The following is a 14,931-nucleotide window of genomic DNA, read 5'->3' on the forward strand; positions in this document are numbered from 1 at the left end:
GGCCAGTGCTACGCCGGCTCCGCGGCCACCAACTCCATCTGGCACGGCACGCACGTGGCCGGCACCGTCGCCGCCAAGCGGGACAGCTAAAAAACCGTTCGAAAAGGCGCCGGCGGCGGCGGATCGCGGCCGCCGCGGCCGTGCTGCTCGTCCTCGCGGCGCTGGCCCTGCGCGCCGCCGTGGACGCCCGACGTCCGCCGCCGGCCTGGGAGGCCGTGCTGTGCGACGTGGGCCAGGGGGACGCCGTCCTCCTGCGCACCGCACCGGGCCGTGCCGTCCTCGTGGACACCGGCCCCGACCCGCAGGCCCTGGCACGGTGCCTGCGGCGCAGCGGGGTGGAGCACCTGGACCTCGTGGTCCTCAGCCACGACCACGCCGACCACACCGGAGGCCTGCCCGCCCTCGCCCGGCACGGGCGGATCGGCGAGGTCTGGTACGCCACGGCGGCCGCGGCACCGCCGAACGGGCTGACCGACGCGCTGCCCGGCGCCCCGGCCCGCCGGCCGGCCCCGGGGGAGACCCGGACGCTGGGCGGACTGCGCCTGACCGTCCTCGCCCCGGCACCGACCGCGCCGGGGCGCTGGAGCGACCCGTCCTCCGCCGACGAGAACAACGCCTCCCTCGTGCTGCGTGCCGAGCTCACCGGCGAGGACGGCGGGTCCACCTCCTGGCTGCTCACCGGGGACCTCGAGGAGGAGGGCGCACGCGCCCTCCTGCGCACCGCCGGGCCGCTCGTCGACGTCGACGTGCTCAAGGTCTCCCACCACGGCGCCCGCAACGGCGGCACCGCCGTCATCGACGCGGCCGGTCCCCGGCTGGCCGTCGTCTCCGCCGGCCGGGACAACGACTACGGCCACCCCCACCCCCGGATCCTCGACCACCTGCGCACCCGGGGGATCCCCCTCGTCCGCACGGACGAGCACGGCAGCGCCTATATCCTGCGCGAGGACGGCCGAATCCGTGCCGTTCCCGCCGAGCCCTAGGCCGCCGGCCCCTGATCCGCCGGCCCCCGGACCGCCGTCCCGGGCTCCGGCGGGTCCTCGCCCCCCGCCCCCCGGTCCGGGGGACCCGGCCCGCGCTCCTCCCGCCGGCGCACCTGCTCGGTCAGCTCCGCCACCTGCGCCCGCAGCGCCGCGACCTCCGCGGCCGGGTCACGGCCCCCGCGGGCGGCCACCGCCTCCACCAGCCAGGAGGCCAGCAGAGCCGTGACCAGACCCAGCACCCCCACACCGCCCAGCATCAGGACCACCGCCACACCCCGGCCCAGCACGGTGACCGGGTACAGGTCCCCGTAGCCCACCGTGCTCATCGTCGTGACCGTCCACCAGGCGGCGTCCCCGAAGCTCGTGATGCCCGCCCCGGGAGCGCCCCGCTCGGCGTCCAGCACGGCCAGCGAGCCGACCACGCCCAGCAGCAGCGCCCCGCCGGCCAGGTGCACGGCCACCCGCCCCCGCAGGTCCGCCGAGGCCCGCCGGTTGACGACGAGCACCAGGGCGACCAGCCGCACCAGCTCCAGCTGCCGGAGCACCGGGAAGACCAGCACCAGCAGGTCCAGCAGATGGCAGGAGACGAACTCCCGCCGGTCCCCGGCCCGCACCAGGCGCACCACGTAGTCCCCGACGAACAGCGCCCACACCCCGCCCAGCACCACCCGGCACACCAGCACGAGCCGCGGCTCCAGCCCCGGATCCAGGATGGGCCACGCCCACGCCACCAGGAACACGACGGCGGCCCCCGTCAGCACCCGCCCGGCCACCCGTTCCCCGCGACCCCTCCGCATGCCACGATCATGACCCCACCACCCGGGACCACGCCACCACATGTCGCCCGGACGTGGGAAGCTGGAGACCACCCCACCCAGCAGGCGGCCCCGTCCGGCCGCCACCACAGGAGGACGCGGCCATGACCCCACCGAGGCGCCCCGCACCCACCGCCGGACCCACCTGGCGCGACGTCGAGCCCACCCCGCTCATCCTGCTCACCGGCCCCGAGGACTACCTCGCCGCCCGCGCCCGCGACCGCGTCCGCACCGCCCTCAAGGACCGGCGCGGCCCCGTCGAGCTCTCCACCGTCGACGCCGCCGCCTACGCCCCCGGACAGCTCGCCGCGCTCGCCAGCCCCTCCCTGTTCGACGACGCGAAGCTCATCCACGTCAGCAACCTCGCCGCCATGAACGACGACTGCCTCGCCGACGGCCTCGCCTACGTCCAGGCCCCCGACCCGGACGTCGTCGTGCTCTGGGAGCACAGCGGCGGCAACCGCGGCAAGAAGCTCCTCGACGCCCTCAAGGCCGCCGGCGCCGCCGTCGTGGAGTGCAAGCCCCTCAAGAACGACCGCGACAAGACCGACTTCATCGTCACCGAGTTCCGCACCCACCGGCGCCGCATCGACCCCGACGCCGCCCGCGCGCTCGCCGCCGCCGTGGGCAGCAGCACGGCCGAGCTGGCCGCCGCGTGCGCCCAGCTGCTGTCCGACGGGCCCGAGAGCATCAGCTTCGACGACGTGGAGAAGTACTACGGCGGGCGCGTGGAGGCCACCGCGTTCAAGGTCGCGGACGCCGCGCTGGCCGGACGCGCCGAGAGCGCCCTCAAGCTGTGGCGCCAGGCCCTCGACACCGGGGTGGACCCCGTCCCGATGGTCGGGGCGCTGGCCGCGAAGCTGCGCACGATCGCCCAGGTGCACGGGACCCGCGGCGGCGCGGGTCAGCTCGCCCAGCGGATCGGGGCGGCCCCGTGGATGGTGGAGCGGGCGCAGGAGGAGTCCCGGCGCTTCTCCGAGGAGGACCTCGTGCGGGCGCTGCGGGCGCTGGCCGAGGCCGACGCCCAGGTCAAGGGCGAGGGGCGGGACCCCGCCTACGCGGTGGAGCGGGCGATCACGACCATCGCCCTGTCCGGCCGCCGCTGAGCGGAGGTCCCCGGGCCGGACGGGCCCGGGGGACGACGGAGGCCCCGTCCCTGAGCGGGACGGGGCCTCCGTGCGGCCCGCCGGAGCGGCGGGCGCGGTTCGCGGGGAACCGGGATCAGATCTTGGCGACCAGCTTGGCCAGGCCGGACTTCTTGTTGGCCGCGTTGTTCTTGTGCAGGACGCCCTTGCTGACGGCCTTGTCGAGCTTGCGGGAGACGACGCGCAGGGCGTCCTGGGCGGTCTCCTTGTCGGAGGCGCCGACGGCCTCGTCGACGCGGCGGACCAGCGTCTTCAGCTCGGACTTGTACGCGTTGTTGCGCAGGCGCGACTTCTCGTTGGTGAGGTTGCGCTTCTTCTGGGACTTGATGTTGGCCACGTATAACTCCTTGGCGATGGGTGCGGAATTCGGTCAGTGAGGGCAAACAGGACAGCCATGTGACTGAGTGGGAGTGGGGACGCCCGTGTGGCGACCGTCCTGCAGTGCCCGACGACCAGCGCGGACACACAGCAGAAAAGTCTAGCAGACCGCGCCCCGCCGCCGGGCGGCGCCGACACGGGCGGTCCTGAGCCGCCGGCTCAGCCGCGCAGGCGGTGGAGCCGCCCGGCCACCCGGTCGAAGAGGGGCTCGGGCAGGACCGCGCCCTCGCGCCGGACGTCGGCGGGCAGCACCTGGACCACGCGGTCGAGCTTGACCTCGGACGGCCGGCCCCGCGGGTCCCACGGCCCCGTCCCGACGTCCACGTAGTCCGGGTCCTGCTCCAGCCCATTGCTGCGGTCCCGGGAGGTGAGCATCAGGCACAGCAGGTGGTCCCCGGCCCGGTCCACGACCAGCACGGGCCGGTCCTTGCCGCGGCGGTGGTCCTCCTCGAAGGGCACCCAGGTCCACACGATCTCGCCGGGATCGGCCTCGCCGTCGGACAACGGCCGGTAGACGGGCCGCACCGGACCCGTCCAGTCCCCGCGGTAGGGGCGCGAGAGCCCCGCGGGGCGGCCGTCGCCGGCCCGGGACGGCACGGTGGGCCGGGGCCGCGCGGACGGCGCGGCGGTGCGCCGGCCCGGCCGGGAGGGCTCCGGGCGGCGCCGCCCGGAGCGCTGGTAGGCGTCCACGGCGCGGGCGGCGAGCCGGGTCAGGGTGCCGAGGTTGAGCTTCATGCGACCACTCTAGCCAGGGGCCCTCCGGCGCGGCCGGGGCCCCCGCGGGCCGAAATGGCTCTCCATGACCGAACGTGGGAAACTGGACAGTTGAATCCCCGGCGCGGTCCACCCGCCGGTAGCCCCAGGACCTGCCGGAAGCGACGTTCTCCCGGAGAAAGGACCGCCCGTGTCACCGCTGGCCGTCAATGCCCCGGTTCCCGCCTCGACCGACCCGTCGATCCTCCGAAACTTCTGCATCATCGCCCACATCGACCACGGGAAGTCCACGCTCGCGGACCGGATGCTGCAGGCCACCGGCGTGGTCACCACGCGGGAGATGAAGGCCCAGTACCTGGACCGGATGGACATCGAGCGCGAGCGCGGCATCACCATCAAGTCCCAGGCGGTGCGGATGCCCTGGAACGTGGGGGGCACGGACTACGCGCTGAACATGATCGACACCCCGGGGCACGTGGACTTCACCTACGAGGTCTCCCGCTCCCTGGCCGCCTGCGAGGGCGCGCTGCTGCTGGTGGACGCCGCGCAGGGCATCGAGGCGCAGACCCTGGCGAACCTGTACCTGGCCATGGAGAACGACCTCACGATCATCCCGGTGCTGAACAAGATCGACCTGCCCGCGGCCCAGCCGGAGAAGTACGCCCAGGAGCTCGGCAACCTCATCGGCGTGGACCCCGAGGACGTGCTGCGGGTCTCCGGGAAGACCGGTGAGGGCGTCGAGGCGCTGCTCGACCGGATCGTGGAGCTGGTCCCCGCCCCGCAGGGGGACGCGGACGCGCCCTCGCGGGCCATGATCTTCGACTCCGTCTACGACACCTACCGCGGCGTGGTCACCTACATCCGCGTGGTCGACGGCAAGCTGACCCCGCGGGAGCGGATCCGGATGATGTCCACCGGCGCGCAGCACGAGCTGCTGGAGATCGGGGTCATCTCGCCCGAGCCGAAGCCCACGGAGGGGCTCGGCGTGGGCGAGGTCGGCTACCTCATCACCGGGGTCAAGGACGTGCGCCAGTCCCGGGTGGGGGACACCGTGACCAACCACCAGCGGCCGGCGGCCGAGAACCTGGGCGGCTACGAGGACCCCAAGCCGATGGTCTTCTCGGGGCTGTTCCCCATCGACGGCTCCGACTACCCGGTCCTGCGCGACGCCCTGGACAAGCTCCAGCTCAACGACGCCGCCCTGGTCTACGAGCCCGAGAACTCCGCGGCCCTGGGCTTCGGCTTCCGGTGCGGGTTCCTGGGCCTGCTCCACCTCGAGATCGTCCGGGAGCGCCTCGAGCGCGAGTTCAACCTGGACCTGATCTCCACGGCGCCCTCCGTGAGCTACAACGTCACCCTCGAGGACCGCTCCGAGCGCGCCGTCACGAACCCCTCCGAGTTCCCCGAAGGCAAGATCGCCGAGATCCGCGAGCCCATGGTGGCCGCGACGGTGCTGGCCCCGTCCGAGTTCATCGGCGCGATCATGGAGCTGTGCCAGTCCAAGCGCGGTCAGCTCAAGGGCATGGACTACCTCTCCGAGGATCGGGTGGAGCTGCGCTACCGGCTGCCCCTGGCCGAGATCGTCTTCGACTTCTTCGACCAGCTCAAGTCCCGCACCAAGGGCTACGCGTCCCTGGACTGGAAGGCCGAGGGCGAGGAGGCCGCGGACCTCGTGAAGGTCGACATCCTCCTGCAGGGCGAGCCGGTGGACGCCTTCAGCGCGATCACCCACCGGGACAAGGCGTACGCCTACGGGGTGATGATGACCGGCAAGCTGCGCGAGCTCATCCCGCGGCAGCAGTTCGAGGTGCCCATCCAGGCGGCCATCGGCTCCCGGGTGATCGCCCGCGAGAACATCCGGGCGATCCGCAAGGACGTGCTCTCCAAGTGCTACGGCGGCGACATCTCGCGCAAGCGCAAGCTGCTCGAGAAGCAGAAGGAGGGCAAGAAGCGGATGAAGATGGTCGGCCGGGTGGAGGTCCCCCAGGAGGCGTTCGTCGCGGCGCTGTCCTCCGACGAGTCCGGGGCGAAGGACAAGAAGAAGTAGTGGCCCCCGCCCAGCCGGAGGGCCTGCCGGGCCCGCTCGACGGACTGCTGCCGCCCTCCGCCGCGGTGGGCTCCGCCGACCGCACGCTCAGCCTCTACGTGCACGTGCCGTTCTGCGCGGTCCGGTGCGGCTACTGCGACTTCAACACCTACACGGCCGTGGAGCTCGGGGCGGGGGTGTCCCAGGACGCCTACGCCGGGGACGCCGCGGCGGAGGTCCGCTGGGCGCGCCGGGTGCTGGAGGACTCCGGGGTGGCTCCCCGCCCGCTGCACAGCGTGTTCTTCGGCGGCGGCACCCCCACGCTGCTGCCCGCCGAGGACCTCGCCGCGGTCCTGGCGCAGGCCGCGGAGAGCTTCGGGCTCGCGGCGGGCGCGGAGGTGACCACCGAGGCGAACCCGGACTCCGTGACGCCCGAGTCCCTCGCGGTGCTCACGGCGGCGGGGGTGACCCGGGTGTCCTTCGGGATGCAGTCGGCCGTCCCGCACGTGCTCGCCGTCCTGGACCGCACGCACGACCCCGACAACGTGCCGCGGGCCGTGCGGTGGGCGCGCGAGGCCGGCCTGGGCGTCAGCGTGGACCTCATCTACGGCACCCCGGGGGAGTCCCTGGCCGACTGGGAGCACTCGGTGCGCACGGCGGTGGGCTACGAGCCCGACCACGTCTCCGCGTACTCGCTGATCATCGAGCACGGCACGAAGCTCGCGGCGCGGATGCGGCGCGGGGAGGTGCCGCCGATCGACGAGGACGACCAGGCCGACAAGTACGAGCTCGCGGACCGGGTCCTCGCCGAGGCCGGCTTCGAGTGGTACGAGGTGAGCAACTGGGCCCGGCCCGCCGAGGGCGCGGACGCCGGCGCCCACCGCAGCCGGCACAACCTCGCCTACTGGCGCAACCAGGACTGGTGGGGGATCGGGCCCGGGGCGCACTCGCACGTGGGCGGGACGCGCTGGTGGAACCTCAAGCACCCCGTGCCCTACACGAACCGGGTGCGCGCCGGGCAGTCGCCGGCGGCCGGGCGCGAGATCCTCGACGCGGACACCCGCCACCTCGAGCGGGTGATGCTGGAGGCCAGGATCCGCGACGGCCTGCCCACGACCGCCCTGGCCGGCGGCGGGCGGACCGCGGTGGCCGGGCTGATCGCCGACGGGCTGGTGGAGCCCGCGGCGGCGCTGCGCGGCTCGCTGGTGCTGACCCTGCGGGGCCGGCTCCTCGGCGACGCCGTGGTGCGGCGGCTGCTCGCCTGACGGGGGCACCCCGGCCGGGGCGCCCGCACGAGGAACGGACGCACCCGTCGGGAACGGACGCACCCGTCGGGAACGGATGCGTCCGTCAGGGACGTCCCCGGCGCGGACCGGGATCAGCCGCGCGCGGCGCGCCCCCGGGACCGCTCGCGGAGGCGCTCGACGAGCCGGTCGTAGAGCCGGGTGTTGAAGCGGTAGAGGTGCGGTTCGCCGCGGTTGACCCGGACCCCGCCGATCAGGGAGCCGACGGCGAGCAGCAGCCACGCGGCGGCGGCGGCGAGCGCGAAGAACCAGCCGATGAACGGCACCGGGGCGAGCAGGATCCCGGTGACCACCACGAGGGTCGGCAGCAGGGTGAAGTTCATGGCCTCCATCGACTCCTGCTCCGTGAACGGGCCGCGCCCGCGGAAGACGCGGTGGACGAGGAACGAGGGGAGGAAGCCGATGACGCCGCCGAAGTGCGCCAGGGTCGCCCACTGGTGGTCCTCGGTGACGGTCAGCGGCTGGGCCACGGGGGAGAGGCCCTCGAACGGGGCCCCGGCGTTGTCGCGGCTCGATCGGGGGTCGGTCTGCACGGGCACGGATGTCCTTCGGCGGTGGGACCGCGGCAGGGCCGCGGAGGGTGGGTGGGACACGACCATCCTACCGACCGGCCCGGAGGGCGGAGGCTCGGCCCCGCGCCCGTGTGCCTTTGTGACGATCTGCTGGGCGTTGCCCGTGCGCGGGGGCGGCGGGTCAGGCGCCGGGGGCGGTGAGGAAGTCGATGAGCTCCTCGACCCGGCCCAGCAGGGACGGCTCGAGGTCGGCGTAGCTGTCCACGCGGGACAGGATGTGCTGCCAGGCCCGGCCGAGGTCGCCGGGGGTGCGGTGCGGCCACCCGAGGGCGGCGGCGGTGCCGGTCTTCCAGTCCGTGCCGCGCGGGACCACCGGCCAGGCGTCGATGCCGAGGGTGCGCGGCCTGACCGCCTGCCAGATGTCGACGTAGGGGTGGCCCAGCACCAGGACGTTGCCCGCGGCGCCGGGCAGGCGCATGGTCTCCGCGGCGATCCTCGACTCCTTGGAGCCGGCCACGAGGTGGTCGACGAGGATGCCGAGCCGCCGCCCGGGGCCCGGCCCGAACTCCCGCACGGCGGCGGGCAGGTCATCGATGCCGTGCAGGGGCTCCACGACGATGCCCTCGACCGCCAGGTCGTGGCCCCACACCTTGGCCACCAGCTCGGCGTCGTGGTAGCCCTCGACCCACACCCGGGAGGCCTTCGCGGTGCTCGCGCGCAGCCCCTCGACGGCCACGGAGCCCGAGCGCGTGCGGGAGGGCTTGCGCGCCGCGGGGGCCCGGCGGGGCTCGACGACGACCACGGGCTCGCCCTCGAGCAGGAACCCCGGTCCCAGGGGGAACGCCTTGACCCGCCCCCTCCGGTCCTCGAGCCCCAGCACGCGCATCCCGCCGATGGTCTCCAGGGACACGACCGCGCCGACCCAGCCGGTCGTGACGTCCTCCAGGAGCATCCCCGGGGCGACCGGGACCTCCGCGGAGACCGGCCGGCGGCGGGCGAGGGCGTCGTCGTCGAGGCTGCGCGGCCCCCAGCCGTGGTGGCTCATGGTCGTCCTCCCGGGTCGCGGTGCCGCGCGTCCGGCGCGGATCAGCCGGAAGCGTACCAAACCGCGGGGGCGACCGGCCGTCGGACACGGGGGCTACACTGGACGCCGTTGGCACTGTGGCCACCCGAGTGCCAGGGCATCTTCGGGGGCGTGGACGAACCGGGGAGGAGCGACGTGAACCATCCGAGACGACTGCAGATCCTGCAGGCCATCGTGGAGGACTACGTGCACTTCCGCGAGCCGGTCGGCTCCAAGGCCCTCGTGGACCGGCACCGGCTCGGCGTCTCCTCGGCCACCGTGCGCAACGACATGGCCGCGCTCGAGGAGGAGGGCCTGATCACGGCCCCCCACACGAGTTCGGGCCGGATCCCCACGGACAAGGGCTACCGCACGTTCGTCGACCAGATCGCGGCCGTCAAGCCGCTCTCGGGTCCGGAACGGCGGGCCATCCAGCGGCTGCTGGACGACGCCGCGGACATCGACGACGTCATGGAGCGCACCGTGCGGCTGCTCGCGCAGCTCACCCAGCAGGTCGCGGTCGTGCAGTACCCGCACGCCTCCGGGGTCACCGTGCGCCACGTCGAGGTCGTGGACCTCGGCGCCGGCCGGGTGCTGGTGGTGCTCATCCCGACCAACGGCCGGGTGGCGCAGCGCGTCGCCGTGCTGCGGGCGCCGCTCGAGGAGTCCCAGCTGCTCGAGCTGCGCGCCCGGGTGCTGGCCGCCGTGGTCGGGCGCTGCCTGACCGCGGTGCCGGACGCCCTCGCCGTGATGACCGCGAGCACGGCCCCGCCGCTGCAGCCGGCCGCCGCCGCCGTGGCGGAGGCCGTCGGCGCCCTCGCGGCGGGCGGGGCCGAGCACCGCATGGTCATGGCCGGCACCGCCAACCTCGCCCGCTCCACCGGGGACTTCCACCTGAGCATCGGCCCGGTCCTCGAGGCCCTCGAGGAGCAGGTGGTGATGCTCCGGCTGCTCTCCGAGATGGAGCAGGACGCCCGCGGGGTGGCCGTGCGGATCGGCACGGAGAACGCCGAGGGCCCCCTGTCCGAGGCCGCCGTCGTCGCCACCGGCTACGGGCCGCAGTCCAAGGTGGGGGTCGTGGGCCCCATGCGCATGGACTACCCGTCCACGATGGCCGCCGTGCGCGCCGTCGCCCGCTACCTCTCCCGTATCCTCGGGGGCTGAGCCCCCGCGGGCCCCGTCCCCCGGGGCCCACCAGCGAAACCCACCACAGACCTCTCGACAGAACGGACCACGGTGAGCGATCACTACGAGACCCTGGGCGTGTCCCGGGACGCCAGCCAGGAAGAGATCAAGAAGGCCTACCGCAAGAAGGCCCGCCGGCTGCACCCCGACGTCAACCCCGGCCCGGAGGCCGCCGAGGACTTCAAGCGCCTCTCCCACGCCAACGACGTCCTCTCCGACCCCGAGAAGCGGCGCGTCTACGACGCGACCGGCAACGAGAACGGCACCGACACCGGCTTCGGCGGGGGCTTCCCCGGCACGGGGTTCGGCTTCGCCGACATCTTCGACACCTTCTTCCAGGGCGCCGGCGGCGCCGGCTCCGGCCGGCGCGGACCCGCGTCCCGCACCCGCCAGGGCCAGGACGCCCTGATCAACGTCCGGGTCACCCTCCGGGACGCGGTCTTCGGCACGGAGAAGAAGATCACCGTGGACACCGCCGTGGTCTGCCCCACCTGCGACGGCACCTGCTGCCAGGCGGGCACCCAGCCCGAGACCTGCGACGTCTGCCACGGATCCGGCCAGGTGCAGCGCCAGGTCCAGTCGATCCTCGGGACCGTGGTCACGGCGGCGCCGTGCGCCACCTGCCAGGGCTTCGGCACCGTCATCAAGCACCCGTGCCACGAGTGCTACGGCGAGGGCCGCGTGCGCGACCGCCGCCCGCTGACCGTCAAGATCCCCGCCGGCGTCTCGACCGGCAACCGGATCCGCCTCTCGGGTCAGGGCGAGGCCGGCACCGCAGGCGGGCCGAACGGCGACCTCTACGTCGAGCTCAAGGTCGATCCCGACCCCACGTTCGAGCGCCAGGGCGACGACCTGCACGCCCGCGTCCGGGTGCCCATGACCTCCGCGGCCCTCGGCACCACCGTGACCCTCGAGACCTTCGACGGCGAGCGCGAGGTGCCCGTCGCCCCCGGCACGCAGACCGGCCACACCGTCACCCTGCACGAGCTCGGTGCCACCCGGCTGCGCGGCGGCGGCCGGGGCGAGCTGTTCGTCCACCTCGAGGTCGAGACCCCCACGGCGCTCGACGACGAGCAGCGCGAGCTGCTCGAGCAGCTGTCCCGGCTGCGCGGCGAGGACCAGTCCACCGGCACCACCCTGAACTCCCCGGCCGGCTCCGGCGGCTTCTTCTCCCGGCTCAAGGACCGGTTCTCCGACCTGTGAGCCTGCCGGTCTTCAAGGTCGAGCCGGGCCGGCTCGCCGGTCTCGGCCCCGGGGCGGCGCTCACTGTCACCGGCCCGGAGGCCCGGCACGCCGTCACCGTGCGCCGGCTCGCGCCCGGTGAGCGGCTCGAGCTCGTCGACGGCGCGGGGACCCGGGCCACCGGGGAGCTGCGCGCGGGGGACCGGGACAGCATGGAGGTCGGCGTGGTCTCGGTGACCACCGAGCCCGCCCGCACGCCCCGGCTGGTCCTCGCCCAGGCCCTCGCGAAGGGCGACCGGGACCTGCTGGCCGTGGAGACGGCCACCGAGCTGGGCGTCGACGCCGTGGTGCCCTGGCAGGCCGACCGCTCGATCGTGCGGTGGAAGAAGGAGCGCGCCGCCAAGAGCCACGAGAAGTGGGTGCACACCGTCGCGGCGGCCGCCAAGCAGTCGCGGCGGGCCGCCTGGCCCGAGGTGCTGCCCCTGTCCACCACCCGCGAGCTCGCCCGCCTGCTCGGGGAGCCGGGGACCCGCGGCCTCGTCCTGCACGAGGAGGCGCACGACTCCCTCGCCGACCTGGCCGGCGCCGCCGGCGCCCCGTGGGCGGGGGCCGAGCGGATCGTCCTGGTGGTGGGGCCCGAGGGGGGCGTCGCGCCGGCGGAGCGCGAGGTCCTGGCCGGGGTGGGGGCCCTCGCGGTCCGGCTCGGCCCGGAGGTGCTGCGCAGCTCCACGGCGGGACCGGCCGCGCTGGCGGTGCTCAGCGCCGCGCTCGGCCGCTGGGCGTCCGGGACCTGATGAGTCCCGGGCGGCCGGTTCAGCCGGGGACGACCTCCACGTCCTTGTCGTCGCGCACGGTCCCGCCCTCGGCGTCCCGGCCGACGACCGTCACCACGTAGGGGCCCGGCTCCAGCTCGAGCTCGGCCCGGAACCCGGCGGTCCCGTCGCCCCGGGGGACCTCGTCCGCCGTGCCGCTCGAGACGCGCTCCCCGTCCGGTCCGGCCACGGTCCACCGGCAGTCCCGCACCTCGTCCAGCGCCCGTCCCGAGAGGGTGAGGGTCCCCTCGGACCGTTCGTCCTGCCGGGGCTCGTCGAGCCAGAGCGGGGCCTCCAGCGCCTCGTCGGGGCGGAGGGGGCCGTCGAGGCGCACGGACCCGAAGACCTCCTCGTCGGGCCGGCCGTCCACGAGCACCACGACCTCGGCCGCGGAGCCCTCCGGCAGCAGACCCGCCGTGGCCGCCGTGGCGGTCACGGTGTGCGCGAGCTGCTGGAGGGCCAGCCGGACCTCGCGGTCGTCCAGGTCCGGGCGGAAGGCCTCGGACGGCAGGTCCACGGTGATGGTCCCGCCCGGGGACGTCGAGGCGCCCACCCGGTCCACCGGGGACCACAGCGTCCGGTAGTCCGGGTCCTCCGGGGTCGCCCCGGTCATCAGCGCCGCCGCCGCCGCGATGGGGTCCACGGCCGCGGCCGCCTCGGAGGCGTCCCGGAACTCGCGGAACAGCCGCTCCTCGCCGTCCGCGCGGCCCACCCAGTAGACGGGCAGCTTCGTGGTGGCCACCCGGCCGTCCGCGGTGCTCGCCGTGGTGGACGAGGCCGGCGCGGCGCCCGACGCGCTGACCGTGCCCTCGAGGGCGGGCTCCGGGCCGGTGCCGCACGCGCCGAGGACCAGGGCGCCCGCGGCGGACAGGGCGAGCACGGGGAGCCGGCCGCGGGCGGACCGGGGCCGGGAACGGGCAGTGGCCATGGGGGGACGCGCACCTCGGCTTTCCGGGATCGGGTGGGGGGCGGTGCCGGCACCGGGGGAGGCCGCACCTGTCCCCCTGCCGGAGGACCGGACCATTCCAGCACAGGGCCCGTGGACGCCCCCAGCCGAGGAGCCCCGGCGGGCGTGACCGATACCAAATCGCAATGTGCGGCGGGCGACCTCCGGTGCCGGAGCCGCGCGGTACCCTGGGGTGAGGACGAGTCCCGTCCACCGTCCCTACCACGGCGACCCACGAGAGAGCGAGAGCACGGCCCGCGCGGCCGGACCCATGACTGAGACGCTGCCCGGCACCACGCACCCCCTGACGGCCCGCACCGTCATCACCTTCCCCGACCGCGAGACGATGGTCCGGTGCCTCGGCTCCGGGGACGACACCCTGCGCCAGGTGGAGACGGCGTTCCCCGGCCTCACGACCAGCCCGCGCGGACTCGAGCTCGGCATCGAGGGCCCCAGCGGGCCCGTGCAGATCGTCGCCACCCTCTTCGACGAGCTGAAGGTCCTGGCCGGCCGCGAGACCGCGGTCACCCCGCAGGTCATCACCCAGCTGCTCGAGCTGATCGGCAGGGACCTCACCGCCCGCCCCAGCGGCGCCCTGACCCAGAACATCCTCTCCGGCCGCGGCCGCAAGATCCGCCCCAAGACGCTGCACCAGAAGACCTACGTGGACGCCATCGACGAGCACACCGTGGTCTTCGGCATCGGTCCCGCCGGCACCGGCAAGACCTACCTGGCCATGGCCAAGGCCGTCCAGGCGCTGCAGGCCAAGGAGGTCTCCCGGATCATCCTCACGCGCCCCGCCGTGGAGGCGGGGGAGCGGCTGGGCTTCCTGCCCGGGACGCTCAGCGAGAAGATCGACCCGTACCTGCGCCCGCTCTACGACGCGCTGCACGACATGATGGACCCGGACTCGATCCCCCGCCTCCTGGAGGCGGGCACCATCGAGGTCGCCCCCCTCGCCTACATGCGCGGCCGCACCCTCAACGACGCGTTCATCATCCTCGACGAGGCGCAGAACACCACGCCCGAGCAGATGAAGATGTTCCTCACCCGGCTCGGCTTCGGCTCCAAGATGGTCGTCACCGGGGACGTCACCCAGGTGGACCTGCCGGGCAGCGCGTCCTCGGGGCTGCGCCAGGTCCAGCACGTGCTCAGCGGCGTCCCGGACGTCGCGTTCACGGAGATGACCGCGGAGGACGTGGTGCGCCACGAGCTGGTGGGCCGGATCGTCAGCGCCTACGACGCGTTCGACACGACCAACCGGCACCGCAACGAACGGCGCCGGCGCAAGGACGACGCCCGCGCCGCCCGCGACGCCGCGCCGGCGGCCCCGGACGCGGACGGGGCGGAGGCCTGATGGCCGTCGAGTTCGACCTGCAGGTCGACCCGCAGGACGTCCCCGCCGGGGAGCGCGCGGCCTGGGAGGCGGTCGACGTCGAGCTGCTGGGCCGGCTCGCGGACCACGTCCTGGAGCGCCTGCACGTCCACCCCGACGCGGAGCTGTCCATCGCGGTGGTCGACGAGGACGAGATGGCCCGCCTGCACGTCGAGTGGATGGACCTGCCCGGCCCCACGGACGTGCTCTCCTTCCCCATGGACGAGATGCGCCCGGGGACCCCGGAGGAGCCCGCGGAGGGCACCCTGGGCGACATCGTGCTGTGCCCCCCGGTCGCCCGCCGGCAGGCCGAGGCCGGCGGTCACTCCGTCGCGGACGAGCTGTGCCTGCTCACCACCCACGGGATCCTGCACCTGCTGGGGCACGACCACGCCGAGCCCGAGGAGCGGCAGATCATGTTCGCCCTCCAGCGGGACCTGCTCACCGACTTCCTCGGCCGGCCCGCGCCGGTCGAGACCATGGAGTAGCGC

At 74.5% G+C, this 14,931-nt stretch carries 15 protein-coding genes; 9 read left to right on the forward strand and 6 right to left on the reverse strand.

Annotated features, from left to right (window positions below; all coding sequences use genetic code 11):
* The first annotated feature begins 140 nt into the window (after positions 1-140).
* Positions 141-983, forward strand: coding sequence for a ComEC/Rec2 family competence protein (locus H488_RS30335; RefSeq protein ID WP_017833965.1), 843 nt, complete (start codon positions 141-143; stop codon positions 981-983).
* Here H488_RS30335 and H488_RS0118620 read toward each other — a convergent pair.
* Positions 980-1,780, reverse strand: a complete 801-nt coding sequence (locus tag H488_RS0118620; RefSeq protein WP_150110359.1) for a potassium channel family protein — start codon at positions 1,778-1,780, stop codon at positions 980-982. The two genes, H488_RS30335 and H488_RS0118620, sit on opposite strands and share 4 nt — an antisense overlap.
* Positions 1,781-1,902: 122 nt before the next feature.
* Between H488_RS0118620 and holA the strand changes: the two genes are divergently transcribed.
* On the forward strand, positions 1,903-2,904 hold the full coding sequence (holA, locus tag H488_RS30340; protein WP_017833967.1) for a DNA polymerase III subunit delta: 1,002 nt from the start codon (positions 1,903-1,905) through the stop codon (positions 2,902-2,904).
* 115 nt (positions 2,905-3,019) lie between these two features.
* Here the strand turns inward: holA and rpsT are convergent, their stop codons facing one another.
* Both rpsT and H488_RS30350 read right to left on the reverse strand, forming a co-directional pair.
* Complete coding sequence (rpsT, locus tag H488_RS30345) at positions 3,020-3,280, reverse strand: 30S ribosomal protein S20 (protein ID WP_017833968.1); 261 nt, start codon at positions 3,278-3,280, stop codon at positions 3,020-3,022.
* Between the two features lie 200 nt (positions 3,281-3,480).
* Positions 3,481-4,056 (reverse strand): type II toxin-antitoxin system PemK/MazF family toxin, encoded by a 576-nt coding sequence (locus tag H488_RS30350; protein WP_017833969.1) that lies wholly within the window; start codon positions 4,054-4,056, stop codon positions 3,481-3,483.
* Positions 4,057-4,225: 169 nt separating this feature from the next.
* On the opposite strand from H488_RS30350, the gene lepA reads away from it, so the two are divergent.
* Positions 4,226-6,082, forward strand: a complete 1,857-nt coding sequence (gene lepA / locus H488_RS30355; RefSeq protein WP_017833970.1) for a translation elongation factor 4 — start codon at positions 4,226-4,228, stop codon at positions 6,080-6,082.
* The gene (gene hemW / locus H488_RS30360; protein ID WP_017833971.1) at positions 6,082-7,326 is read left to right on the forward strand and encodes a radical SAM family heme chaperone HemW; all 1,245 of its coding nucleotides are present in this window, start codon (positions 6,082-6,084) and stop codon (positions 7,324-7,326) included. The genes lepA and hemW overlap by 1 nt, the downstream gene beginning before the upstream one ends.
* Before the next feature lie 113 nt (positions 7,327-7,439).
* On the opposite strand, the gene H488_RS30365 is transcribed toward hemW, so the two are convergent.
* Both H488_RS30365 and H488_RS30370 read right to left on the reverse strand, forming a co-directional pair.
* Positions 7,440-7,904 (reverse strand): DUF4870 domain-containing protein, encoded by a 465-nt coding sequence (locus H488_RS30365; RefSeq protein ID WP_017833972.1) that lies wholly within the window; start codon positions 7,902-7,904, stop codon positions 7,440-7,442.
* A gap of 154 nt (positions 7,905-8,058) precedes the next feature.
* Positions 8,059-8,922, reverse strand: a complete 864-nt coding sequence (locus H488_RS30370; protein ID WP_017833973.1) for a DUF3097 domain-containing protein — start codon at positions 8,920-8,922, stop codon at positions 8,059-8,061.
* A gap of 174 nt (positions 8,923-9,096) precedes the next feature.
* Here H488_RS30370 and hrcA point away from each other — a divergent pair, with 174 nt between their 5' ends.
* The 3 genes from hrcA to H488_RS30385 all read left to right on the forward strand — a co-directional run bounded on the left by hrcA (position 9,097) and on the right by H488_RS30385 (position 12,101).
* The gene (gene hrcA / locus H488_RS30375) at positions 9,097-10,104 is read left to right on the forward strand and encodes a heat-inducible transcriptional repressor HrcA (protein ID WP_017833974.1); all 1,008 of its coding nucleotides are present in this window, start codon (positions 9,097-9,099) and stop codon (positions 10,102-10,104) included.
* A 72-nt stretch (positions 10,105-10,176) separates the two neighbouring features.
* Complete coding sequence (dnaJ, locus tag H488_RS30380; protein WP_017833975.1) at positions 10,177-11,328, forward strand: molecular chaperone DnaJ; 1,152 nt, start codon at positions 10,177-10,179, stop codon at positions 11,326-11,328.
* A complete protein-coding gene (locus H488_RS30385) occupies positions 11,325-12,101 on the forward strand; it encodes a 16S rRNA (uracil(1498)-N(3))-methyltransferase (protein WP_017833976.1) in 777 nt (258 codons plus the stop codon). Before dnaJ ends, H488_RS30385 begins: the two co-directional genes overlap by 4 nt.
* A gap of 19 nt (positions 12,102-12,120) precedes the next feature.
* Here H488_RS30385 and H488_RS30390 read toward each other — a convergent pair whose 3' ends face one another.
* Positions 12,121-13,047 (reverse strand): GerMN domain-containing protein, encoded by a 927-nt coding sequence (locus tag H488_RS30390; protein WP_017833977.1) that lies wholly within the window; start codon positions 13,045-13,047, stop codon positions 12,121-12,123.
* Between the two features lie 289 nt (positions 13,048-13,336).
* Here H488_RS30390 and H488_RS30395 point away from each other — a divergent pair, with 289 nt between their 5' ends.
* Positions 13,337-14,422, forward strand: coding sequence for a PhoH family protein (locus H488_RS30395; RefSeq protein WP_017833978.1), 1,086 nt, complete (start codon positions 13,337-13,339; stop codon positions 14,420-14,422).
* Positions 14,422-14,928: an rRNA maturation RNase YbeY gene (gene ybeY, locus H488_RS30400; protein WP_017833979.1), complete on the forward strand. Its 507-nt coding sequence runs from the start codon at positions 14,422-14,424 to the stop codon at positions 14,926-14,928. The genes H488_RS30395 and ybeY overlap by 1 nt, the downstream gene beginning before the upstream one ends.
* Positions 14,929-14,931: the final 3 nt, after the last annotated feature.

The sequence above is a fragment of the Kocuria sp. UCD-OTCP genome, assembly GCF_000349605.1.
Lineage (GTDB): Bacteria > Actinomycetota > Actinomycetes > Actinomycetales > Micrococcaceae > Kocuria > Kocuria rosea.